25 protein-coding genes are annotated in these 21,596 nt (G+C 65.9%); 8 read left to right on the forward strand and 17 right to left on the reverse strand.

What is annotated here, in order from left to right; all coding sequences use genetic code 11:
• Nucleotides 1-2: 2 nt before the first annotated feature.
• The gene (gene trpB, locus BM075_RS11135) at nucleotides 3-1,235 is read right to left on the reverse strand and encodes a tryptophan synthase subunit beta (protein ID WP_093360750.1); all 1,233 of its coding nucleotides are present in this window, start codon (nucleotides 1,233-1,235) and stop codon (nucleotides 3-5) included.
• Between the two features lie 141 nt (nucleotides 1,236-1,376).
• On the opposite strand from trpB, the gene BM075_RS11140 reads away from it, so the two are divergent.
• A complete protein-coding gene (locus BM075_RS11140; RefSeq protein ID WP_093360751.1) occupies nucleotides 1,377-3,029 on the forward strand; it encodes a tannase/feruloyl esterase family alpha/beta hydrolase in 1,653 nt (550 codons plus the stop codon).
• A gap of 21 nt (nucleotides 3,030-3,050) precedes the next feature.
• Here the strand turns inward: BM075_RS11140 and BM075_RS11145 are convergent, their stop codons facing one another.
• The 9 genes from BM075_RS11145 to aroA all read right to left on the reverse strand — a co-directional run bounded on the left by BM075_RS11145 (nucleotide 3,051) and on the right by aroA (nucleotide 11,446).
• Nucleotides 3,051-3,500, reverse strand: coding sequence for a GNAT family N-acetyltransferase (locus BM075_RS11145; RefSeq protein WP_281244939.1), 450 nt, complete (start codon nucleotides 3,498-3,500; stop codon nucleotides 3,051-3,053).
• Nucleotides 3,497-4,141: a phosphoribosylanthranilate isomerase gene (locus BM075_RS11150; protein WP_093360752.1), complete on the reverse strand. Its 645-nt coding sequence runs from the start codon at nucleotides 4,139-4,141 to the stop codon at nucleotides 3,497-3,499. The genes BM075_RS11145 and BM075_RS11150 overlap by 4 nt, the downstream gene beginning before the upstream one ends.
• A gap of 6 nt (nucleotides 4,142-4,147) precedes the next feature.
• Nucleotides 4,148-4,516 (reverse strand): LapA family protein, encoded by a 369-nt coding sequence (locus tag BM075_RS11155; RefSeq protein WP_245758820.1) that lies wholly within the window; start codon nucleotides 4,514-4,516, stop codon nucleotides 4,148-4,150.
• Between the two features lie 11 nt (nucleotides 4,517-4,527).
• Nucleotides 4,528-4,815, reverse strand: a complete 288-nt coding sequence (gene ihfB, locus BM075_RS11160) for an integration host factor subunit beta (protein WP_093360753.1) — start codon at nucleotides 4,813-4,815, stop codon at nucleotides 4,528-4,530.
• 323 nt (nucleotides 4,816-5,138) lie between these two features.
• Entirely contained in the window at nucleotides 5,139-6,818 is a 1,680-nt protein-coding gene (gene rpsA, locus BM075_RS11165; protein WP_093360754.1) for a 30S ribosomal protein S1, read from the reverse strand.
• 229 nt (nucleotides 6,819-7,047) lie between these two features.
• Nucleotides 7,048-7,260, reverse strand: coding sequence for a GNAT family N-acetyltransferase (locus BM075_RS11170; RefSeq protein WP_093360755.1), 213 nt, complete (start codon nucleotides 7,258-7,260; stop codon nucleotides 7,048-7,050).
• Between the two features lie 1,077 nt (nucleotides 7,261-8,337).
• Nucleotides 8,338-9,348, reverse strand: a complete 1,011-nt coding sequence (locus BM075_RS11175; protein WP_093360756.1) for an aldo/keto reductase — start codon at nucleotides 9,346-9,348, stop codon at nucleotides 8,338-8,340.
• A 9-nt stretch (nucleotides 9,349-9,357) separates the two neighbouring features.
• Nucleotides 9,358-9,978, reverse strand: coding sequence for a (d)CMP kinase (locus BM075_RS11180; protein WP_093360757.1), 621 nt, complete (start codon nucleotides 9,976-9,978; stop codon nucleotides 9,358-9,360).
• A 115-nt stretch (nucleotides 9,979-10,093) separates the two neighbouring features.
• Nucleotides 10,094-11,446, reverse strand: coding sequence for a 3-phosphoshikimate 1-carboxyvinyltransferase (gene aroA / locus BM075_RS11185; protein ID WP_093360758.1), 1,353 nt, complete (start codon nucleotides 11,444-11,446; stop codon nucleotides 10,094-10,096).
• Between the two features lie 195 nt (nucleotides 11,447-11,641).
• On the opposite strand from aroA, the gene BM075_RS11190 reads away from it, so the two are divergent.
• Nucleotides 11,642-12,472 carry an aldo/keto reductase gene (locus tag BM075_RS11190; RefSeq protein ID WP_093360759.1) on the forward strand — a complete coding sequence of 277 codons (831 nt, stop codon included), beginning with the start codon at nucleotides 11,642-11,644 and terminating at the stop codon, nucleotides 12,470-12,472.
• Between the two features lie 98 nt (nucleotides 12,473-12,570).
• Nucleotides 12,571-12,834: a hypothetical protein gene (locus BM075_RS11195; RefSeq protein WP_093360760.1), complete on the forward strand. Its 264-nt coding sequence runs from the start codon at nucleotides 12,571-12,573 to the stop codon at nucleotides 12,832-12,834.
• 123 nt (nucleotides 12,835-12,957) lie between these two features.
• On the opposite strand, the gene BM075_RS11200 is transcribed toward BM075_RS11195, so the two are convergent.
• The 5 genes from BM075_RS11200 to BM075_RS11220 all read right to left on the reverse strand — a co-directional run bounded on the left by BM075_RS11200 (nucleotide 12,958) and on the right by BM075_RS11220 (nucleotide 15,665).
• Nucleotides 12,958-13,521 (reverse strand): F0F1 ATP synthase subunit B, encoded by a 564-nt coding sequence (locus tag BM075_RS11200; RefSeq protein WP_093360761.1) that lies wholly within the window; start codon nucleotides 13,519-13,521, stop codon nucleotides 12,958-12,960.
• The gene (locus BM075_RS11205; RefSeq protein ID WP_245758821.1) at nucleotides 13,521-14,192 is read right to left on the reverse strand and encodes a F0F1 ATP synthase subunit B'; all 672 of its coding nucleotides are present in this window, start codon (nucleotides 14,190-14,192) and stop codon (nucleotides 13,521-13,523) included. The genes BM075_RS11200 and BM075_RS11205 overlap by 1 nt, the downstream gene beginning before the upstream one ends.
• Before the next feature lie 41 nt (nucleotides 14,193-14,233).
• Nucleotides 14,234-14,470, reverse strand: a complete 237-nt coding sequence (locus tag BM075_RS11210; protein WP_093360762.1) for a F0F1 ATP synthase subunit C — start codon at nucleotides 14,468-14,470, stop codon at nucleotides 14,234-14,236.
• A 61-nt stretch (nucleotides 14,471-14,531) separates the two neighbouring features.
• Complete coding sequence (locus BM075_RS11215) at nucleotides 14,532-15,281, reverse strand: F0F1 ATP synthase subunit A (RefSeq protein WP_093360763.1); 750 nt, start codon at nucleotides 15,279-15,281, stop codon at nucleotides 14,532-14,534.
• Nucleotides 15,282-15,284: 3 nt separating this feature from the next.
• Nucleotides 15,285-15,665, reverse strand: a complete 381-nt coding sequence (locus tag BM075_RS11220) for an AtpZ/AtpI family protein (RefSeq protein WP_093360764.1) — start codon at nucleotides 15,663-15,665, stop codon at nucleotides 15,285-15,287.
• A 331-nt stretch (nucleotides 15,666-15,996) separates the two neighbouring features.
• On the opposite strand from BM075_RS11220, the gene BM075_RS11225 reads away from it, so the two are divergent.
• From BM075_RS11225 to BM075_RS11235, 3 genes are all read left to right on the forward strand, one after another.
• The gene (locus BM075_RS11225) at nucleotides 15,997-16,764 is read left to right on the forward strand and encodes an SDR family oxidoreductase (protein WP_093360765.1); all 768 of its coding nucleotides are present in this window, start codon (nucleotides 15,997-15,999) and stop codon (nucleotides 16,762-16,764) included.
• 238 nt (nucleotides 16,765-17,002) lie between these two features.
• Nucleotides 17,003-17,200, forward strand: a complete 198-nt coding sequence (locus tag BM075_RS11230) for an RSP_7527 family protein (RefSeq protein WP_093360766.1) — start codon at nucleotides 17,003-17,005, stop codon at nucleotides 17,198-17,200.
• A gap of 83 nt (nucleotides 17,201-17,283) precedes the next feature.
• Nucleotides 17,284-17,625, forward strand: coding sequence for an ArsR/SmtB family transcription factor (locus BM075_RS11235; RefSeq protein WP_093360767.1), 342 nt, complete (start codon nucleotides 17,284-17,286; stop codon nucleotides 17,623-17,625).
• 84 nt (nucleotides 17,626-17,709) lie between these two features.
• Here BM075_RS11235 and BM075_RS11240 read toward each other — a convergent pair whose 3' ends face one another.
• Nucleotides 17,710-18,558 (reverse strand): DMT family transporter, encoded by an 849-nt coding sequence (locus BM075_RS11240; RefSeq protein WP_093360768.1) that lies wholly within the window; start codon nucleotides 18,556-18,558, stop codon nucleotides 17,710-17,712.
• Between the two features lie 50 nt (nucleotides 18,559-18,608).
• Nucleotides 18,609-19,487 carry a LysR family transcriptional regulator gene (locus tag BM075_RS11245; protein ID WP_093360769.1) on the reverse strand — a complete coding sequence of 293 codons (879 nt, stop codon included), beginning with the start codon at nucleotides 19,485-19,487 and terminating at the stop codon, nucleotides 18,609-18,611.
• Between the two features lie 205 nt (nucleotides 19,488-19,692).
• Here BM075_RS11245 and BM075_RS11250 point away from each other — a divergent pair, with 205 nt between their 5' ends.
• Nucleotides 19,693-20,571, forward strand: coding sequence for an EF-hand domain-containing protein (locus tag BM075_RS11250; protein WP_177208315.1), 879 nt, complete (start codon nucleotides 19,693-19,695; stop codon nucleotides 20,569-20,571).
• Between the two features lie 321 nt (nucleotides 20,572-20,892).
• The gene (locus BM075_RS11255) at nucleotides 20,893-21,483 is read left to right on the forward strand and encodes an FMN-dependent NADH-azoreductase (protein WP_093360771.1); all 591 of its coding nucleotides are present in this window, start codon (nucleotides 20,893-20,895) and stop codon (nucleotides 21,481-21,483) included.
• Nucleotides 21,484-21,596: the final 113 nt, after the last annotated feature.

Raw genomic sequence — 21,596 nt, forward strand, 5'->3', positions numbered from 1 at the left:
CGTCAGCCGGCCTTACCCATGTCGAAGCCCAGCGCCCGGGCGACGGTGAAGATGTCCTTGTCGCCCCGTCCGCACATGTTCATGCAGATAAGATGGTCTGCTGGAAGCTCCGGCGCGATCTTGATCACATGGGCCAGCGCATGGGCGGGCTCGAGCGCCGGAATGATGCCCTCCAACTCGCAGCAGAGCTGGAACGCCTCCAGCGCCTCCTTGTCGGTGATGGAGACATATTCCGCCCGCCCCGTGTCGTGCAGCCACGAATGCTCCGGCCCGATCCCCGGGTAGTCCAGACCCGCGGAGATGGAATGCCCCTCCAGGATCTGCCCGTCCTCGTCTTGCAGCAGGTAGGTCCGGTTGCCGTGCAGCACCCCCGGCCGCCCGCCAGTGAGCGACGCGCAATGCTCCATCTTCTCGTCCACGCCCTTGCCGCCGGCCTCCACGCCGATGATCCGCACCGTCGTGTCGTCCAGGAACGTGTGGAACAGCCCCATCGCGTTCGACCCGCCACCGATGCAGGCGATGATCGTGTCGGGCAGGCGCCCCTCCCGCTCCTGCATCTGCGCCTTGGCCTCCTTGCCGATGATCGACTGGAAGTCGCGCACCATCGCCGGGTACGGGTGCGGCCCCGCCACCGTGCCGATGCAGTAGAACGTGTCGCGCACGTTCGTCACCCAGTCGCGCAGCGCGTCGTTCATCGCGTCCTTCAGCGTGCCGCGCCCCGACGTCACCGGCACCACTTCCGCCCCAAGCAGCTTCATGCGGAAGACGTTCGGCGCTTGCCGCTCCACGTCCGTCGCGCCCATGTAGACCACGCACTTCAGCCCGAACTTGGCGCAAACCGTGGCCGTCGCCACCCCGTGCTGCCCCGCGCCCGTCTCCGCGATGATCCGCGTCTTGCCCATGCGGCGGGCGAGGATGATCTGCCCCAGCACGTTGTTGATCTTGTGCGCGCCGGTGTGGTTCAACTCGTCGCGCTTGAAATAGATCTTCGCCCCGCCGAGCTGCTCCGTCAGCCGGCTCGCGAAATAGAGCGGCGAGGGCCGGCCGACGTAATGCGTCCACAGGTCGTCCATCTCGGCCCAGAACGTCGCGTCGGTCTTCGCGTTCTCGTACTCCGCCTCCAGGTCGAGGATCAGCGGCATCAGCGTCTCCGACACGAACCGTCCGCCATAGATGCCGAACCGCCCCCGCTCGTCAGGGACGTTCACAAAGGAATTGAGCTGATCGTTCGCCATTGGGTCCGCCTTTCGTTTGGGCCGTCCGTTGATCTAAGGCGATTGGACGCGGGCGTAAAGCGGCGCGGCGCCCGAATCCGTTTGCCAGCGCCGCCGATCACGCGGACACTGGGGTCGGGGATCGCAGGATGGGAGGGAGCAATGGGGAACCGTGTGGGAACCGTCGTGCTGGCGGGGGCTGTTTTGCTGTGCGCCACGCAATCCGCCTTGGCCGCAGGCGAATGCGCCGCGCTGGCGAAGGCCGCGCCAGAGGGCGTGACGATCACCGAGGCGGTGCAGACCCCGGCGAGCGACGAAGTCCCGGTCGACCACTGCCTCGTGCGCGGACGCATGGCGGAGCGCACCGGCAGCGACGGCACCCCCTACGCCATCTCCTTCGAGCTTCGCCTGCCGGACACCTGGCAGCACCGCTTTCTGCACCAGTTCAACGGCGGCAACGACGGCAAGGTCGTTCCCGCGCTGGGGGAAGGAACCGGCATCGCAACCGGCAACTCGGCGTTGGCGCGCGGCTTCGCGGTCGTCTCCTCGGATGCCGGTCATGATGGCACCGCCCATCCCGAAGCCGGCCTGACCGCGGGCAATCTCTTCGGCTTCGATTTCGAAGCGCGGCGCGACTATGGCTACGCGGCGGTGGTGAAGCTCCACCCCGTCGCCCTTGCCCTTGTGGAACGCCATTACGGCCGCCCGCCGGACTACGTCTACGGTTATGGCCGTTCGAACGGCGGGCGACACGCGATGGTGGCGGCCGAACGGATGCCGGCGGCCTTCGACGGCCTTCTGGCGGGCTACCCCGGTTTCAACCTGCCGAAAGCTGCGATCCAGCACGCCTGGGACGTACAGACGCTTCGATCCGTCGGCGACACGCTGGCGGAAGCGTTCAGTCGCGACGAGATGACCCTCGTCTCGCAAGCGATCTCCGAGGCCTGCGACGGGTTGGACGGGCTAGAGGACGGCGCGGTCTTCGCCACCTACGCCTGCCAGGACGCCTTCGACCCCGCGTCCCTCGCCTGCGCCGACGGGCAGGACGGCGCGTGCCTCCCGGCGGACAAGGTGGCGGCGCTGGAACGCCTCCACGCCGGCCCCTCCGACAGCACGGGCACCCCGCTCTACAACAGCTGGTACTGGGACCCGGGCCTCAACAGCGGCAACTGGCGCTTCTGGAAACTGGAGAGCACCGTGCCGCCCTGGGGCATGAAACCCATCATCGCCGTCATGGGCGCAGGCTCGCTCGCGGAGATCTTCACGACCCCGCCGACGGAGGTCGAAGGCACCCCCGAAGCGCTCGAAGCCTATCTCATGGGGTTCGACTTCGACACCGACGCCCCGAAGATCCATGCCATGACAGACGCGTTTCCCGAAAGCGCGATGGAACTGATGACCCCGCCCGCCGTGGACGCCCCCACGCTCTCCGCCTTTAAGGACGCCGGCGGCAAGCTGATCCTCTTCCACGGCACGTCGGACCCGGTCTTCTCCTTCAAGGACACCGCCGATTGGTACGACCGGCTGAGCGCAAACAATCCGGAGGCGGAGGCCTTCACCCGCTTCTACGCCATCCCCGGAATGCCCCACGGCCAGGGCGGCAACGCCCCCGACGAGGTCGACCTGCTCGGCGCGCTCGTCGACTGGGTGGAAGGCGGGGCGCAACCCGGCGCCGTCCCCGCACAGTTCCGCACCGATTCCAAGGAGGTCCGGGAGGCGAATGCCGGCGCGCACCGCCCGCTCTGCCCCTATCCCGCCTATGCCGTTTTCACCGGAGAAGACCCGCGAAGCGCCGACAGCTTCGAGTGCCGCTAGCGCGCGCAGCAGCCGCGTCGATCACTCCAGCGGTCGCTTAAACCCGATATGGGAGGGCGTGAACCCCAACCGCTCGTAAAAGGCATGGGCGCGGTCCCGCGTCTTGTTGGAGGTGAACTGGAGCAACTTGCATCCAGCGGCGCGCGCCCGCGCTTCGGCATCGGCCATCAGCGCCGCGCCCAGCCCCTCGCCGCGCCGGTCCGACGCCACGCGCACGCCCTCGATCTGCGCCCGGCGTGCTGCGGTCAGGGAAAGCCCGGAGATCACCGTCAACTGATAGGTCGCCAGAACCCGGCCATCGTCCTCGCCAACGATGAGCCGATTGGACGCCTCCGCCTGCATCGCGTCAAAGGCGGCGAGATACGGGCCGAGGTCGGCGCTCTCCCGCCCCTGCCCCAATACATCGTCGGCCAGCATGGAGACGACGGCCGGAACGTCCTCCCGACGCGCTTCGCGCCAGCGCAGGCTCACGCGAACGCGGCGGCGGCAAAGGCCGCGATCGTCTCGGCGTCCTTTTCACCGGGCGCGGATTCCACACCCGACGACACGTCCACCTGCCGCGCGCCGGTCAGATGGATCGCCTCGGCCACGTTCTCCGGCGTCAGCCCGCCCGCGAGCATCCACGGCACTGGCCACCGCCGCCCCGCGATCAGCCGCCAGTCGAAGGCCAGCCCATTGCCGCCCGGCAGCGCGGCGCCCTCGGCCGGCTTCGCGTCCACGAGCAACTGGTCCGCCACCCGACCATACTCCGCCAGCGCCGGCAGGTCCGCTTCCGTCGCGACGCCCACCGCCTTCATCACCGGCAGGCCGAACCGCGCCTTCACCTCCGCCACCCGCTCCGGGCTCTCACTCCCGTGGAGTTGCAGCATGTCGATTGGGACCGTTTCCAGAATTCGCTCCAGCAGCGCGTCCTCGGCATTCACCGTCAGCGCCACCTTGGCCAGGCCCGGCGGCACCTCCAGCGCCAGCGCGCGGGCCGCCTCCGGTTCCAGATGGCGCGGCGATTTCGGAAAGAAGACGAAGCCGGCATAGGCCGCGCCCGCATCGGCCACGGCCTGCACGTCCTGCGGCCGGGTCAGGCCGCAGATCTTCACACGAATGGTGTCAGGCATTGTCCGTCAGCTCGCCTTTCGCGCGGCGGACTGGTCGAGGATGGCCAGCACTTCGTCGGACGTGTCGTTCGGCCCGCCTCTCAGGCGCGTCACTTCGCGGTTCAGCGCCCGCACCTGCTTCTGCCGCTTCGCGACCTCTGAGCGGTGTTTGCTCTCGCGCATCCACTCCAGGAAGAAGCCCACCAGCAACCCGACCGCCACGCCGCCGAGCGCCACCAGGAACAACGGCAACTCCACGGACGCATTCCAGGCCGCAACCTCGGCCAGCCCGGTCGGCAGTGCGGTGAGAACCACCATCTCCCTGTTCGCCATCGACACGATGACCAGCACGGCCACGATCACGGCCAGGATCAGGTAGCGAATGATACGCAGCATGATCGAATTCCTTAGCTTTCCAGTCCATTCAGCCGGTCGCGCAGCAGCTTCCCGGTCTTGAAGAACGGAACATGTTTCTCTTCCACGTCCACCGCTTCGCCGGTGCGCGGATTGCGCCCCGTCCTCGCATCTCTCTTCTTCACCGAAAAGGCGCCGAAACCGCGCAGTTCCACCCTGTCGCCCCGCGCCATGGCGCCGATGATCTCCTCGAAGACCGTATTCACGATCCGCTCGACGTCACGCTGGTACAGATGCGGATTTTCCTCGGCGAGAATTTGAATGAGTTCCGATCGGATCATGTGCTTCCCCTCCAGCGCCCGTGCCCGGGCTACATCACTCTTCTCGCTTCACGAACTATACGTCATTTTTTGTTGCGCGGAACGGAAAAGGCAGCCTGGACCGGCCGAAATTTCGGACTAAAGGCCGGAAATCCTGTGGAAAATCGTGCGGCCCAGGTCAGCGTGGGCGGCAGCCCGCCGACCGGAGCGGCGGAGGTGCCCCGCGCCGGGGCGCGATTCGGCCCGCGACAGCGGCCCTCGCGGCAGGTGGTGCCGCAAACAAAAGACCCCCGCGGCGCGGGCCGCAGGGGTCGGGATCACTTTATCGCGGCTGCGCTGCCGACTTATTCGTCGCCCTTCAGCGCAGCGCCGAGGATGTCGCCCAGCGACGCCCCCGAATCGGAGGAGCCGAACTGCTCGACCGCTTCGCGCTCTTCGGCGATCTCGCGCGCCTTGATCGACAGGCCCAGACGGCGGGTCTTGCTGTCGATGTTGGTCACGCGCACGTCCACGTGGTCGCCCACCTGGAACCGCTCGGGGCGTTGCTCGGAACGGTCACGCGACAGGTCGGAGCGGCGGATGAAGGACTTCATGCCCTCGTATTCCACCTCGATGCCGCCATCCTCGATCGCCGTCACCTCGACGGTGATGACCGAGCCGCGCTTCACGCCGCCCGTCGCCTCGGCGAACTTGTCGCCACCCAGCGCCTTGATCGAGAGCGAGATGCGCTCCTTCTCGACGTCCACCTCGGTGACCACGGCCTTGACCACGTCGCCCTTGCGGTACTGCTGGATGGCTTCCTCGCCCCGCATGTCCCAGCTCAGGTCGCTGAGGTGCACCATGCCGTCGATGTCGCCGTCCAGCCCGATGAACAGACCGAACTCGGTAATGTTCTTCACCTCGCCCTCGACGACCGTGCCTTCCGGATGGGTCTCGGCGAAGATGTCCCACGGGTTGCGCATGGTCTGCTTGAGGCCGAGCGACACGCGACGCTTCGCGGTGTCGATCTCCAGCACCATGACCTCGACCTCTTGCGACGTCGAAACGATCTTGCCCGGATGGACGTTCTTCTTCGTCCAGGACATTTCGGAGACGTGGACCAGCCCCTCGACCCCCGGTTCCAGCTCCACGAAGGCGCCGTAGTCGGTGATGTTGGTGACGCGGCCGGTGTGCACCGATTCCAGCGGGAACTTGGCTTCCACCGTATCCCACGGATCGTCCTGAAGCTGCTTCATGCCCAGGCTGATGCGGTGGGTCTCCTTGTTGATCTTGATGACCTGGACCTTGATGGTCTCGCCGATCGACAGGATCTCGGAGGGGTGGTTGACGCGGCGCCAGGCCATGTCGGTCACGTGCAGCAGGCCGTCCACGCCACCGAGATCGACGAAGGCGCCGTATTCGGTGATGTTCTTGACCACGCCGTCGACGGCTTGACCCTCGGTCAGGCGGGCGATGACCTCAGCACGCTGTTCGGCACGCGACTCTTCGAGGATCGCACGACGCGACACCACGATGTTGCCACGGCGGCGATCCATCTTGAGGATCTGGAACGGCTGCTTCAGGCCCATGAGCGGGCCGGCGTCGCGCACGGGGCGCACGTCCACCTGGCTGCCCGGCAGGAACGCCACGGCGCCGCCCAGGTCGACGGTGAAGCCGCCCTTGACCCGGCCGAAGATCGCGCCCTCGACGCGCGCCTCGTCGGCATAGGCTTTTTCCAGACGGTCCCAGGCTTCCTCGCGGCGGGCCTTGTCGCGGCTGATGACCGCTTCGCCACGCGCGTTCTCGACGCGGTCGAGGTACACTTCGACCTCGTCACCGACGGTGATTTCGGGCGCTTCGCCGGGATTTGCGAATTCTTTCAGGTCGACGCGGCCTTCCATCTTGTAGCCCACATCGACGATGGCCTGGCCCGCCTCGATGGCGATCACCCGGCCCTTGACCACGCTGCCTTCTGACGGCGTGTCGATCTCGAAGCTTTCTTGCAGGAGGGCTTCGAATTCCTCCATGGATGTATCAGCTGACATACAGTCGTTTTTCCTTACGTTTCGATTTCTCTGGCCGGGCGGTTGTCTCCGCCGGTCTTTGGATTGGTCTGAGGCGTCCGGGAATAAACAATCAGGGCCGGAAACCGTCCCGACCCTGCCCGTATTCCCGGCGTTGACCGCCTTTTGTGTGACAGCGCGCTCTATAGCCGCATCGCGCCGCTGGGGCAAGAGAAAGACGCCGCGTCACGCAGGCGCCCGCCGCCGTCGCTCACCCCGCCGAACCCTTGCGGTCGGACGCGTCAGACGGGGCACGGGCATGCTCGTGCGACAGAATCCCCATGATCCAGTCGTCGTGCCATTCACCATCGATGAAAGCCGCCTCCCGTTCGGTGCCCTCATGCACGAACCCGCACGCCCGATAGCAGGCGATGGCGCGCGTGTTGAAGCTCAGAACCCGCAGATCGACGCGATGCAGCCCCATGGCGCCGAAGGCGTGGTCCAGCGTCCTGCGACCCGCGCCCCGCCCGGAATCCCGTACCCAGGAACGCGCTCGAAAACAGCCCCATAGCCAACCGCGCCCTGCGATCTTCGGCAGACAGACAGAGAATGAAGCCGCACATGCCCGACTGGCTGGCCACGAACCTCGATAATCTTGGCAAAGGGATGCGTTCTCAGCCAATCGACCCAGTCCAGCGATCGCTCCAGGCTTCGCTGCGGCGCGTCGCCAAGCACCCCGCCATACATCCGAACGATCTCCGCCTCTGGCGGCTAGGAGGCATGAACGGCCGCGTCCGCCTTCACCGGGTCGCGCAGCGTCAAGTCGTCCTTCTGCCCGTCTGCCATCGCTCGTCCCTTACTCGTCCCTGCCGGACGTGGCCGTCCCGCAACCAACCCGAAAGCCGCCCGCCCCCAACAGTGCACCAAAGCGCTGTTCTGGGACCGCCCCAAACACCGGCGGGCCCGGCATCCCACGCGCCACAGCAGGGCCAGGCGACCCCGCCGCCCTGGCACAAGCGGGCCGCGCCAGTTTCCAACCAGTCATGCCATTGGCAAGCGTGGCCGCCTTTCCGAATGGGGGAGCACCAAGGCCACCGGGCGCCCACCACCGTTCGCACTCGGAGTCTCTATAGCTGCTCTGTTTAGATTCGATGAACGGACCAACTCGATCCTGAAATCTCGGTCTCAAAGCGCCGGGAACGTCATCGGCCTCAAGCCATCCCGCCTCAGTCCAATTGGCCCCGCCGTCCGACCTCTGCCGAAACGCCACCCCATGCTCCCTCAAGCCGCGCGGGCCGCTTCACGCAGAGAAACGGACGGCTTTGTCGTTGGTGTCTCGGGGGTGGAACGCGCTCATCCCAGCGCCGGTCTCGGTGGATCAGGGCGGGTCGCGACGCTCACACCGCGTCTCGCCCCCCATCCAGAATCCAGCCTGAGGCCACGGCATCCCCCCCGGAGATCAGGAGGACGTCCCACCCATTTTCCTAACGAACCGTGAATCCGCGCCCGCAAGTCATTGAAAAATATGCGCCGGACGTCTGTCCCACGCCGGGGACATGGCTCAGCAGTACCGCTCCGGCCCAACCCACTGGCTGACGTTGTAGCGGTCCCCATGGGCCCACCCCACAGGCAGCGCCTCCTCGATCCGCCGCAGATCCTCCGGCGAGAGCGGAATCTGCACCCCCAGGACCAGCTCTTCGAAATGGCCGACCGAGCGGGTGCCCGGAATCGGCAGCACGTGGTCCCCACGCGACAGCAGCCACGCAATCGCCAAAGCCGCCGCAGGGTGTCCCATCTCCGCGGCCAAGCGGCGGAACCCGTCCGTGGCCGCGATATTCGCGCTGAAATTCGGCTCCTGAAAGCGCGGATTGGCCTCCAGGAACGGCACCCTTTCGACGGCCGCCTCGGTCGGAGGCCTATCGGTCAGCAGCCCTCGCCCGACCGGTGAGAAGGCCACGAGGGTCGTTCCCAGCTCCGCGCAAGCCTGCACCAGCCCCAGTTCTGGCGCCCGTGTGGACAGCGAATACTCGGACTGCACCGCCGCCAACGGATGAACGGACGCCGCGCGCCGCAGCGAAGATGGTGCGATCTCCGAGAAGCCGAACGCGCGCGTCTTGCCCGCCCGCACCAGCTCGACGAGGCTCTCCGTCACCTCCTCGATCGGCCTCTCCGCCTCCCGCCGGTGAACGTAAAAGAGGTCGACGCAGTCTACCCCAAGCCGCTTCAGGCTCGCCTCCAGTTCCGCCGCAAGGTAGGCCTTTGAGTTGTCGATCCTCCGCTCCCCGCTGCCACCGCCGGCCCCCGCCGCGATGCCGGCCTTTGTCGCGATATGAAAGAACTCCCGCGCCTCGGACCCACGCGCCGCCAGGAAGCTGCCGATCACGCGCTCCGACGTGCCCGATCCATAGACGTTGGAGGTGTCGATGTGGCTCACCCCGTGCTCCATCGCCGCCTCGAGGATCGCATGCGAGGTGGCCTCGTCTGTCGGGCCGTAGAAATCCGAAAAGGACATCGCACCGACCCCGAGAGCCGACACGTCCGGGCCATCGCGGCCGATCCTGCGGGTCTTCATCGTTCTCTCCTAACCGAGCTCGGGTTGCACCGCGCGGATGGCGTCCAGCGCGGTCCGCACGGCCGTCTCGATGCTCATCGCGCTCGTATCTATCAGCACCGCATCCTTGGCCGGGACGAGCGGCGCAGTCGCGCGGGCCGCGTCGCGGCGGTCGCGTTCGGCAAGGTCGGCCGTCACCTCGTCGAGAGTCACGTCGTGCCCCTTGCCGAGAAGTTCCTTGTGCCGCCGCGCCGCCCGGACGGCGTCCGTCGCTGTCACGAAGAGCTTCACGTCCGCGTCCGGGCAGATCACGGTTCCAATGTCCCGCCCGTCGAGCACTGCCCCTCCCATCCGCTGTGCGAAGGCGCGCTGGAACCCGATCAGCGCGGCGCGCACCTCAGGCATGGCGGCCACCCGGCTCGCCGCACGGGCCACGTCAGGCGCGCGCAGCGCGTCCGCATCCGCCACGTCGCTGGCACTCAGGGACTGGGCCGCCTCAAGTGGCGCCATGCCTTCCAGCGTCTTGCGGCCGACAGCCCGGTAGAGCAGCCCCGTGTCGAGGTGCGCATAGCCAAGCCTTTGAGCCAAAGCGCGTGCGACGGTGCCCTTGCCCGACGCCGCCGGGCCATCGATTGCAATTGTCAGCGACACGTCAAACGCCCCCGCATGTCCCTCTCCGGCTTCCCAAGCTTCATCGGTCTTTCAATCAAACCCGGGCGCGGATTACCAGCACGATACCTCCCGGCGACAGCCCCGGATGCACGGCTCAGGCGTCCTCCCGCTCCAGGGTGGCGCCGAGTGCGCCCATCAGTCGTTCGAAGTCCGGGAACGAGGTAGAGATCGGCGCGGCATCGTCAACGCTCACCGGCGACTTTGCCGCCATGCCGCAGATCAGGAAGGACATCGCGATCCGGTGATCCAGACGTGCCGCAGCTTCGGCTCCGCCCGGCACCCCGCCGGGGCCGCAGCCGTGGACGGTTAAACTGTCCTCCGTCTCGTCCACCGTCACGCCACAAGCCCGCAAGCCCACGGCCATTGCGTCGATCCGGTCGCTTTCCTTGACCCGCAGTTCGTGGACGCCGGACATGACCGTCTCTCCCTCTGCGAAGGCGGCGACGACGGACAAGATTGGGTATTCGTCAATCATCGAGGCCGCCCGTTCCGGCGGCACGGCGATGCCCTTCATGTCCGGCGAGAACCGCGCCCGCAAGTCGGCCACCGGCTCGCCGCCTTCCTCGCGCAGGTTCTCGTAGATCAGATCCGCGCCCATTTCCTGCAGTGTGCCGAAGAGGCCTGCCCGCGTGGGGTTTAGGCCGATGTTCGGGACCAGAACGTCGGAACCCGGCACGATCAGCGCTGCACAGACGGGGAACGCCGCCGACGATGGATCGCGCGGCACCGCGATGGTCTGCGGGCGAAGCTCCGACTGACCGGTGAGGGTGATGCGGAAGCCGTCGTCGGTGCGAATTGTCTCCACCTCTGCCCCGAAGCCGCGCAGCATCCGCTCGGTGTGATCGCGCGTGCCGGTCCGCTCCGTGACGACCGTCTGACCTGGAGCATTCAGCCCTGCAAGCAGCACCGCCGATTTCACCTGGGCCGAGGCCATGGGCGTTGCATAATCCACCGGCACGGGCGCCTCCGCCCCCACCAGCGTCAACGGCAGGCGGCCGCCGGCGCGCCCGACGGTCCGCGCGCCAAAGAGCGCCAAGGGGTCAGTGACCCGCCCCATGGGCCGCGACCGGAGCGAGGCGTCGCCGGTGAAGGTCACGGCGATGGGAGAGGTCGCCACCGCCCCCATAATGAGCCGCACGCCGGTACCGGAGTTGCCGCAGTCGATCACGTCCTCCGGCTCGGCAAAGCCGCCGACACCCACGCCATGCACGGACCACGCGCCATCGTCCAGCCGCGTCACCTCTGCCCCGAGGGCGGCCATCGCCTTGGCGGTGTCCAGCACGTCCTGCCCTTCGAGCAGGCCGGAGACACGCGTCTCGCCGACCGCCATCGCGCCGAGGATCAGGGACCTGTGCGAGATCGACTTGTCGCCCGGGACCTGGGCCGTGCCCGTGAGCGGCCCGCCAGGGCGGGCGGTCATCTTCCGGGCGGGTCCGTGTGCTGCCATGCTCGGCGCCTCCTCTGTTCGCACAGCCGGTTACCCCAGCCCGCCGCCTGCGTCCAGCCGCCGGTGGCAGCCCTTTGCAGCGCCTCAGGTTCTCCGATACTGCTTGTCGCGGGAGGAATAGCCGAGGGCGCGGTGCCGCGCCTCATGGCGCTGGCACCCCTCCCCCGCCCGCTTGGGCATACGCAGGAGAACGATATGACCGCCACGCCCACCATCACCCTGAACGACGGCCACGCCCTTCCCCAGATCGGGTTCGGCATGTGGCAGGTGCCTGCTGACAGCGCCGGCGAGGCCGTCCGCAGCGCGCTGCACGCAGGCTATCGCCTGATCGACGGCGCCCATCTCTACGGCAACGAGGCCGGGATGGGCGAGGGGCTGCACAGTTCCGGCCTTCCGCGCGAGGAGGTCTTTCTGACGACCAAGGTCTGGAATTCAGATCACGGTCGGGAGCGGACGCGGATCTCGGTGGAGCGCAGTCTTTTGACGATCGGAGTGGACTGGCTCGATCTGGTGCTCATCCACTGGCCGGTGCCGAGCCGTGACCTCTACGTGGAAACATGGCAGACCCTGATCGATTTGCAAAACGAGGGGCTGGTGCGGTCCATCGGCGTGTCCAATTTCAACGCCGATCATCTGGAGCGGATCATCGCGGAAACGGGCGTCGTGCCGGTCCTGAACCAGATCGAGGTGAGCCCCAAGCTCCAGCAACCGGAGCTGCGCGCGGTCAACGCGAGACACGACATCGTCACCCAGGCGTGGACGCCCCTCGGTGGTGGCCGCTCCTTTGATGCCGAACCGATCACGGCCGCAGCGGCACGCACGGGCAAGAGCCCGCCGCAGGTCATCCTGCGATGGCACATCCAGTCCGGCAACGCGCCCATTCCCCGGTCCGTCAAGCCCGCCCGTCAGGCGGAGAACCTGGATGTTTTCGACTTCGATCTGTCCGACGCCGAGATGGAGGCTATCGCCAGCCTGGACACCGGGCAACGCACCGGCCCCGATCCGTCGGTCTTCAAGATGATGTAGATCCAAGTGCTGCGCGGGCCGTGTCCTATGGCCTGCTACGGAGTATCCACGCCTCAGGCGTCCGTGCCCGGGGCAACCCTAGTTCACAGGCAAGGCCCATGACCCACAGCGACATTCGAGAGGCCCTCGATCTTCTCAAGGCAGGTGCATTCCGGCGCGGCAGAGAGTTGGATGCGGCGCACCAGATCTGCCAGCGGCATGAGGGCCAGCCGCTGTTCGACTGGCTGCACGCGCTGGTGCATCGGATCGAAGGGGACGATGGGAACGCGGATTACTGGTATCGTCGCGCAAGCCGATCCCGCCACCCGGGCAGCGCGGAAGAGGAATGGCAGGAAATTCTGAACGTCGTGCAAGGCACCTGACCTGCGACCGGCGCGACGTGCTCGTCCGAAAATGGAAAAGGCCCGCCGCGTCTCCCACGGCGGGCCGTCTCAAATCTTGATCCGTCCACTCTCGGGCGGTGTCTTACGGCCCGCTCGGCAGGATCAGTGCAGCTTGGCGTCGACGGTCTTGATGCTTTCGTCGATCATCTGCGACGCGTCCTGATCGCTCATGTTTTTGGCGATCACGTCGGCGGCAGCCGCGATTGCAACGTTGACTGCCTTGTTCTTCACTTCCGCGACGGCGTTGGCTTCGGCGGAGGCGATCTGGTCTTCCGCTGCCTGAATGCGCCGTTCGATCGACGCGGCGAGATCCGCCTTGGCCTGCTCAGCGGCCGCTTCTGCGTCCCGCTTGGCCTGCTCAACGATCAGTTCTGCCTGCTCAGCGACGTCTTTCTGCTTGCGTTCGAACTCCGCCAGAACGGTCTGGGCTTCTTCGCGCAGCGCGCGGGCCTCGTCCAGATCGGAGCGGATGGTCTCGGCGCGCTTGTCGAGCATGCCCGTCAGAGTCGCCGGAACCTTGAAGTAAAGCAGGATCGCGACGAAGACGAGGAAGGCGATCAATACCACGAAGTTCGTATTACCAAGGCTGAAGAACGGCCCGGTGGCGGCGAGCGCCGGTCCGGCCGCAAGCGCGGCACCGGCGGCGGTGAGCAATAGCCTCGACATCAGGCGCCCCCTTTCATCTGCGCATCGACCGCATTCGCGACAGTGTCCGCATCGGCGGAACGGCCGAAGGCAGCCACGATTTCCACCGCGGTCTCCTTGGCGACGGCCTCGACGCTTGCCATCGCACTGTCGCGGATCTCCGCGATGCGTGCCGTGGACTCGGCCGATTTCGCGGCGATCTCGGCGTCGGCCTTCGCTGTGGCCTCCTCTAGATCCTCCTGGATCGCCTTGCGCGCTTCGGCAGCGATTTTCTGGGCCTCGGAGCGGGCCTCGGCCAGCGCTTTGTCGTAGGCCTTCTCCGCCTCGACCGCCTTGAGCTTCAGCTCCTCGGCCGCGGCGATGTCGTTGGTAATCGTTCCCTTCCGCTCCGCCAGAACGCTGGCAATGCGCGGCAGGGCGACCTTGGTCAAAATGAAATAGATCACGACGATCGTGACGATCAGCCAGAAGATCTGGTTCGGAAAGGTCGAGAAGTCCAGCTGCGGAATGCCCTGGGCTTCGGCCCCATGCGCGGCGTCCACCGCCCCGTGCGCGGCATCCGCGGCACCGTGTACGGCGTCCGCAGCCCCGTGAGCGGCCTCAGCGGCGTGTTCCGTGGATTCTTGTGCGACGGCTTCGCCCGCCATGCTGTCCTCCTGCGTCTTGACGGTCACCGTGGGGGCGGGGCGCATTCGCCCGCCCCCACGGAGGCAAGGATCTCAATAGCGGTCGATCAGACCGCGAACATCAGCAGGATGGCGACCAGGAACGAGAAGATGCCGAGCGCTTCGGCAAACGCGATGCCGATGAAGAGCGTGGCGGTCTGGCCGGCGGCAGCCGACGGATTGCGCAGTGCGCCGTTCAGGAAGTTGCCGGCCACGTTGCCGACCCCGAGGGCCGAGAGGCCAGAGCCAAGGCCAGCCAGGCCAGCACCGATGAATGCACCGAGGTTTGCGATATCGCCTTCCATGTTCGTATCTCCTTGCGATCGGAAGTGGATGTTGCTCGTTGAATGGTTCGGACCTGCCCCGTCAGTGCGACGGATGCAGTGCGTCACGAAGGTAGACGCAGGTCAGGATGGTGAAGACATAGGCCTGCACGACGGCGACCAGCAGCTCCAGCCCGTACATGGCGACCAACGCCAGGATGGAGAACGGCGCCACCACGGCTACGCCGGCGAAGCCCGCGAACACCTTCATCACCGCGTGGCCGGCCATCATGTTGCCGCCAAGTCGGATGGAGTGGCTCACCGGGCGCACGAAGTAGGATATGATCTCGATCACCGCCAGCACCGGCCGCAGCGGCAGAGGTGCGCTCTTGACCCAGAACAGCTCCAGGAATTTCGGGCCGTTCTTGATGAAACCAATTGCCGTGACCGTGACGAACACCGCCAGCGCCAGCACCGCCGTTACCGCGATATGGGACGTGGTGGTGAAGGCCATCGGAAGGAGGCCCAACAGATTGGAGAAGACGATGAACATGAAGAGCGTGAGGATGTACGGGAAGTACTTCAGGCCGTCCCGTCCGGCGACGTCCTCCACCATCTTGTAGACGAAGCCGTAGGCCAGTTCGGCCAGCGACTGCCCGCGCGTCGGGATGATGGCCCGACCCCGAGAGCCGACGACCAGCAACAGCGTGATCACCAGCACCGTGATTGCCATCCACAACGTGACGTTCGTGGGCGTGTACCAATGAACCGTGTCGCCCCCGAACAGGGGTTTGACCACGAACTGATCCATCGGGTGAATCTGGATGCCGCCGCCGTGCGCTTCCTCTGCCACGTTTCAGTCCCTCTCGTCCCGTGCGGCGCCAGCCGCCTGCTTCTCGTCCGCGGCATCCGCCGCTTGAATGTCTTCCCCGGCGCCCGTCGCCCCGGATTTCTGGATCTCGTTCGCGGTCCGCATCATCGTCTTGATGCCCGCGACCAGCCCCAGCAGTATGAACAGCACCAGCAGGAAGGGCTTCGTGCCTAATAGCGCGTCCAGCCCCAATCCTATGCCGAGGCCGATCACGATGCCGGCCACCAGCTCTGTCACCATCCGCCAGGCGACGTTCGCCTGGTTGTATTTGTCCGCCGCCGGTGAGCCGGTCGCTTCCTCACCCCGAGCCGCCGCGATCCGCTCCTCGAGCCGCCGCAGCCGCTCGCTGTCGCTGTCCTCCGCCACGGCAGCCGCCCTCCGACAATTGATGCGGACACTAGGCAATAGGAGGGGCCAGAGTCAATCTCTTCCTGTGCAATTGTATACTGTCTTAAGATATTGTTTTTAAATAGAAAAATTTATCACCGCCGCCAAGGTTTCTGCGTTGCAGCGCAGGCCGGCTACAAATCTCAAATTCAACCAACCGGTTGACGATCCTTGGTCCGAACGGCCCCGCAACCATGCTCCGAAGCGCCTGCAGGGGAGAGGCGCTGGCGCAACTCGACCTTAAACGGCCCGTGCGGCTAGGATAATCGAGCGGCCTCTCACGCAGGACGCCTGATAAGCGGAGCACTCAATGAATCCCGACCGCAAACGCGTTGCACTGGTTACGAATGCTAGCGGCTTTGCCGGCCCCGGCGCCGTCACCGGCCTACTGGCAGGCGGGTTTCGTGTGTACGCGCAGGACCTGTCGTTCTCCGACGCCGAGGCATGGGACGCGTTCGCCCAGGGCCGCGCCGCCCTCGAAGCGGTGACCTCGGACGATCCGACCGAGGTTATTGGTCATGTTGCGGCGCGCGAGTCGCTGCTCGACGCCATTGTGAGCAACGACCACTACCCTGCCCCGAGCGCGTTACCCGACTGCGCGGATCTGACGGAGTTCGATGCCAACTACCGGGCTCTGGCCCGGGCGCCCTTCGCCTTGATCCAGCAGGCGCTTCCGATCCTGACACGGCAGGAGAGGGCAAACATCGTCATGGTCACCTCGAACCGCACCCGCCTTCCGCTGTCCGGCGGCGCCTTTCCCGATGCCGCACGCGCGGCGGCAAATGCCCTAGTCAAATCGCTCGCTGTCGACCTTGCGTCGCACGGCATCGCCGTCAACGCTGTTGCGCCGAACTTCCTTTATAGCGAGGCCTACTATCCCAAGGCCGTTTTCGAGCAGACCGAGGCAGGCCGCGCGCACGTCCGGAACAGCGTCCCCGCCGGCCGCCTGGCTGCTCCTGAGGAGATCGGCGAGGTGATCCTGTTTCTAGCCAGCCTCAGGACGCGGTTTCTTACCGGCGCGGTGCTGGACTTCTCTGGCGGTTGGCCCTTCGGACAGCCCCGGCCGGATATCGGCTGACACCATTCCCCTGAGACCGGTCAGCGTGAGAACCGCCCTTTTCGGCTGCCTCGATCGTATGCACCGAAAGACGCGCAATTCGGGGGCCGAATGCCGAGGGGTTTGCACGGTCTTTCGGCGCACCCGGACTGCGGCATGTCGTTTCTGCAATGCGGCAATGCGGGGCTGAAGGGTGGAAGGGTTAGCGGTAACGGCCTAGGTTCGTGAGCAGGGAAGGAAACGCGAAAGGACTGATAACATGAAAGACTATCCTCAGCAGTACATCGCTGGCGTTCACCTCCAGAGCGCCGACCGTATCGACATTCAGCAGATCGAGAGAGAAGCCGCGCGGCTCCGCGCCGAGTTCATCGCCGACAACGCTCGTGCGGCGTGGCGCGGTCTGGCCGGCCTGTTCCGGTCCGGCAAGGTCGGTGGCAAGGCCCAGACGGCGGCCTGACGTCAGAATTCCGGCGCGCGGCCCTGCGGGGCTGCGCGCCACCCTCCCTTTCCCACGGGAACCGGTCGTCGTAGGCTCTTTTCATGCAGCCCTCGCTCGACCAGATCTTCGCAGCCCTTTCGGACCCGACTCGCCGACGGATCCTGACCATGCTGCTCGAAGACGACATGGCGGTAACGGATGTCGCCTCGCCTTTCGACATGTCCCTAGCGGCGATCTCCAAACATCTCACCATCCTCACCCGCGCCGGCCTCATCAGCCAGGAAAAACGTGGTCGCGTGAAGTGGTGCAAGCTCGAACCCCATGCTCTCAGGGACGCATCTGTCTGGATGCAGGGCTTCGGGCAGTTCGAACCCGTCAATCTCGACGCATTCGAGCGATTCCTTGCACAGGAACTGGCGGCCTTACAGCAGCGGGCAGAGTAGCTTCTTGCGACGACCGCGGAGGCCGCAATTTTTCAGACGAAAGATCGTCAAGAATTATTGGAAATACGCGGCGCCCGGCGATGCTCAGTCGCCCTCGAGCAAGAGAACAAGAGCCAGAACCGTCAGCCCCGCCCCCGCCGCCACGAGAACGGGCGGTGCCGGCTGGCCAAGCGCCACTTCCCAGCCGATGACCCAGGTCGGAACAAGATAGGTATAGGCCATGACCTTCGCCGCCGGCAGACGCATCGCGGCGTATTGCACGAGGACAAACGTGACCGCCGAGGCAACGACCGACACATATGCGAGCGTAATCCACACAATTGCGGGAAGCGCGGCCCAGTCGGTCGCTGATATGTCCCGCCAGCCGTAGGCAAACAGGATCAGGGTCGCCGCGACGAGCATCCCGAAGGTGAAAACAAGCGGCGATTCCCCCCGGTTGAGCCTTGGCACCATGGGCGCATAGGCTGCATGCGCCACGCAGCCCCAGAAGAAAATGGCCTCTCCGCGCCCGATCTCGAAGGTCAGCAGCGCCGCAAGGTCTGCACGAAAAATGACCCACAGCGCCCCTGCCGCACCGATGGCCAGCGCAACCGCGATCCGCCCCGTCATCCGCTGACGTTCCAGCAGCCAGCCAAAGCCCGCCGCCATCAGTGGCGTCAGGGTGAAAACCGCCGCGGCGGACACGGGCGGCGCGGTTTTCAAGCCCTCGAACATGGTCACGAAGTAAATTGCGAAGAGCCCGCCGAGCACAAAGTACCGCCAAGGCGCGGCAAGTGCGGCGCGCGGAAGTCCCGTCACCGCCGCCGAGGCCACGCCGATGATCACTGCAGCGATCAGGAACCGAACGGCGTTCAGCGCGGCCGGCGCGATCAGGCCGGCCGACAGGGCGCCAAGCGAAAACGACCCCGCCACCAATGCGGAGAACAGCAGCATCGCCGCATGGCCGCGACGGCCCTGCCCCGGAATCCTGACACGGCTTGCGTTCACGCCAGGTCCGCCGCCTTCTGCTTCAGAAATGCCACGAGCGTCTGGACCTTTGCCGTGCGATGCAGGTCCACGTGCGTCACGAGCCAAAGGTTCGAGTGCCATTCCTCGCGGGGCGGCAGCATTTCGACGAGATTCTCGTCGGCGTGCCCGTCGCCCACCGCCATGAAGCCGATTCCTGCGCCAGCCCGGATCGCATCGATCACGGACCGGAACTGCGATGCGCGATAGAAGATCCGATCCGCAGGAATGGTCTCAAGCATCCACCGAAGAAAGGGCGCCCTGGGGCTCATTTCATCCGGTGCCACGTAGCGATGCGCCTCCCACTCGCCGTCGATCAGTGGTCCGTACCGTTCGATGTATCGGCGCGCGGCATAAAGCGTCTGACGCTCGACCGCGAGGGGTTGCACCACGTTGTCGGGTTGATCGGGACGCATCCCCGCCCGGATGGCCACGTGCGCCTCGCCATATTCAAGTTTGAAAAGGCGGTTATCGGTCAAGAAGCGAACCCTGATATCGGGATGGATTTCCATGAACTCCACCAGCAGCGGCGCAAGGCGGGCGGAGAGCGAGGGCAGAGAGGTCACGATCACCTCGCCCGCCACATCTGAGCCCCGCCCACGAATCCGGCCCACAAGTTGCGTGAACTGATCGTCCGTGGTGCCCGCGACTTGCAACAGATCCAGCCCCGCCTCGGTCGGAGTGTAGCCCCGGGCATGCCTCTGGAACAACTTTGTGCCGAGCCGCGCCTCCAGAGCATCGACGTGGCGAATGACGGTTGCGTGATGCACGCCAAGGGCCTCTGCCGCGCCGGAGACGGTCCCCAGCTTGGCCACGAAGTAGGACGTCCGAATCTCATCCCACGCTTCGACTGTCATAAAGTTCAACCCGCCTCGCCAGAAAGGGAATTCGCTGTGCGCAGGTGAACAGAAAATGCGGGGAGATCAAAGACTCTTTTTCCGGCCACTCCCAGGATTGTTGGGGCGTGCGCACCCTCATCGCGGTTTTTGGGCAGGAGGGCGACGGAATGTGCATCCTGCCGCGTTGGTAGAACATCGCAGACATGGACAAGGACATACTCCCATGACACGCAGTTTCATTTCCGGCCTCGCCCTCGCCGCCTTTATTGCGGCCCCGGCGATGGCCCAGCAGGCCGCGCCCTCACAACCGTCGCCGGGTCAGAATTTCCTGAGCATCTGGGACGAGGACGGCGACGGCAAGGTAACGCTCGAAGAGCTGCAAGCCCGCCGCGGAGACGCTTTCCTGAGCTTCGACGACGATGAGGATGGCACCTTGAGCCGGGAGGAGTTCGATGCCCTCGCGGCGGCGCGCCAGAGCGGAATGCAACGTCCCGACGGGCGCGGCATGCGTAACCCGCAGGGCCGGAGGGCCCTCCGGTTCGAGACGATGGACGCCGACGGCGACGGCAGCCTGAGCCAGGACGAGTACCTTGCTGCCGCCGAAGCTTGGCTGCAAGCGATGGACGCCGATGCCGACGGGGCGCTCACGGAGTCCGATTTCGGCCCGGGCGCGCGCCGCGCCGCGCCGGGGACCGGTATGGCCCAAGGCCCAGGACAGGGTCGGGGCGGCCAGAGTCAGGGCTGGGGCATGGATCAGGCGCCCAGTCAGATGATGGGACAAGGCCGCGGCATGGGGCAGCGCCAATCCCGTGGGTACGGCTGCGATCGCGATGGGTACGGCAAAGGCCAAGGCCGGATGCAGCACGGCATGATGGATGATGACGGCAGCCGGATGGGTCATGGCGCAATGGGCCGACACGGCAGGGGCCAGAACGGAATGGGTCACGCCGGGATGGGGCAAGACGGCATGGCTGCGCCCTTCCAAGCTTTCGTCACTGGCGACGGCGCGCTCTGGGTGGTCGATGGCAGGACGGGCGATGTCCTGCTGTGCACGCCGGGCGGCGCGGACGGCACGCCGACATGCCAGAAGGCCAGCAATTAGGCAGAGTCGCGCAGGGGCGGGGCGCCATAGTCGGCCCGCCCATTGGTACGAACGGCCTCCACTACACGCTGTGCAGACAACGCGAATCCACATTTGCGAGCCGCTCTGCCCGCCGTGAATCTGGCGACGTCCTCGGTGGCAACCACGGCCGCAGGGCCGCGAGCACCTGACCCGAACGTGCGGTCCAGCATGTTCCACGTCGCGACTGCGCAAATTCGCACAGTAAGGACGCAATTCCTCAAGATTGATTGCAAATACGAAGAGCGCAAATTGTCGGGCAAGGAACAACCACAGCCATATGCCCCGAGAGGAGCTTTCGACATGACCACGAACACCATTCTCCGCATCGACACCTCTGCACGCCGCGCGAACTCCGTGAGCCGGACCCTGACCGACGCCATTGTGGCCCGGTTTCCTGAGGCGAGCGTCACCACCCGCGACTTGGCCGCAGCCCCTCTGCCGCACATCAATGAGGGCTTCGTCACCGTCACGAAGGGCAGCGCGCAGGACACGCTGAGCGACACCCAACGCGACATGATCGCCCTGTCCGACGCGCTGATCGAAGAACTGCGGGCCGCGGACACCATCGTCATCGGCCTGCCCGTCTACAACTTTGCCGTGCCCTCCGGCCTGAAGGCCTGGATCGACCTCGTCGCGCGGGCCGGTGAGACGTTCCGCTATTCCGAGGCCGGTCCCGAGGGCCTGCTGAAAGGCAAACGCGCGATCATCGCTATGGCCTCCGGTGGCACCGAGGCGGGATCCGAGATCGATTTCGCCACGCCCTACCTGCGCCACGTGCTGGGCTTCATCGGGATCACCGATATCGAATTGGTGAAGGCCGACCGTCTCGCGTTCGACCCCGAGGGCACCATGAAGGCGGCTCAAGAACAGGTTGCGACGCTCGCGGCCTGATCCACTACCAATACGTTCCTCCCGCGAAAGGCGGCGCCGCAGGGCGCCGCTTTTTTGTTCGGACGACTAGCCAACAGCCCGACGCGCGTTGCCCGACAATCCGCTCCGATCCC

Source organism: Tropicimonas isoalkanivorans (assembly GCF_900112335.1).
Lineage (GTDB): Bacteria > Pseudomonadota > Alphaproteobacteria > Rhodobacterales > Rhodobacteraceae > Tropicimonas > Tropicimonas isoalkanivorans.

Coding starts and splice junctions, on each gene's coding strand:
- BM075_RS11200 (WP_093360761.1), bottom strand. CDS start 13,521: ATGTCGAGGCTATTGCTCACCGCCGCCGGTGCCGCGCTTGCGGCCGGA.
- BM075_RS11255 (WP_093360771.1), top strand. CDS start 20,893: ATGACCACGAACACCATTCTCCGCATCGACACCTCTGCACGCCGCGCG.
- BM075_RS11230 (WP_093360766.1), top strand. CDS start 17,003: ATGAAAGACTATCCTCAGCAGTACATCGCTGGCGTTCACCTCCAGAGC.
- rpsA (WP_093360754.1), bottom strand. CDS start 6,818: ATGTCAGCTGATACATCCATGGAGGAATTCGAAGCCCTCCTGCAAGAA.
- BM075_RS11190 (WP_093360759.1), top strand. CDS start 11,642: ATGACCGCCACGCCCACCATCACCCTGAACGACGGCCACGCCCTTCCC.
- BM075_RS11250 (WP_177208315.1), top strand. CDS start 19,693: ATGACACGCAGTTTCATTTCCGGCCTCGCCCTCGCCGCCTTTATTGCG.
- BM075_RS11195 (WP_093360760.1), top strand. CDS start 12,571: ATGACCCACAGCGACATTCGAGAGGCCCTCGATCTTCTCAAGGCAGGT.
- trpB (WP_093360750.1), bottom strand. CDS start 1,235: ATGGCGAACGATCAGCTCAATTCCTTTGTGAACGTCCCTGACGAGCGG.
- BM075_RS11210 (WP_093360762.1), bottom strand. CDS start 14,470: ATGGAAGGCGATATCGCAAACCTCGGTGCATTCATCGGTGCTGGCCTG.
- BM075_RS11240 (WP_093360768.1), bottom strand. CDS start 18,558: ATGCTGCTGTTCTCCGCATTGGTGGCGGGGTCGTTTTCGCTTGGCGCC.
- BM075_RS11140 (WP_093360751.1), top strand. CDS start 1,377: ATGGGGAACCGTGTGGGAACCGTCGTGCTGGCGGGGGCTGTTTTGCTG.
- BM075_RS11235 (WP_093360767.1), top strand. CDS start 17,284: ATGCAGCCCTCGCTCGACCAGATCTTCGCAGCCCTTTCGGACCCGACT.
- BM075_RS11225 (WP_093360765.1), top strand. CDS start 15,997: ATGAATCCCGACCGCAAACGCGTTGCACTGGTTACGAATGCTAGCGGC.
- BM075_RS11170 (WP_093360755.1), bottom strand. CDS start 7,260: ATGGGGCTGCATCGCGTCGATCTGCGGGTTCTGAGCTTCAACACGCGC.
- BM075_RS11175 (WP_093360756.1), bottom strand. CDS start 9,348: ATGAAGACCCGCAGGATCGGCCGCGATGGCCCGGACGTGTCGGCTCTC.
- BM075_RS11155 (WP_245758820.1), bottom strand. CDS start 4,516: ATGCTGCGTATCATTCGCTACCTGATCCTGGCCGTGATCGTGGCCGTG.
- aroA (WP_093360758.1), bottom strand. CDS start 11,446: ATGGCAGCACACGGACCCGCCCGGAAGATGACCGCCCGCCCTGGCGGG.
- BM075_RS11205 (WP_245758821.1), bottom strand. CDS start 14,192: ATGCGCCCCGCCCCCACGGTGACCGTCAAGACGCAGGAGGACAGCATG.
- BM075_RS11150 (WP_093360752.1), bottom strand. CDS start 4,141: ATGCCTGACACCATTCGTGTGAAGATCTGCGGCCTGACCCGGCCGCAG.
- BM075_RS11245 (WP_093360769.1), bottom strand. CDS start 19,487: ATGACAGTCGAAGCGTGGGATGAGATTCGGACGTCCTACTTCGTGGCC.
- ihfB (WP_093360753.1), bottom strand. CDS start 4,815: ATGATCCGATCGGAACTCATTCAAATTCTCGCCGAGGAAAATCCGCAT.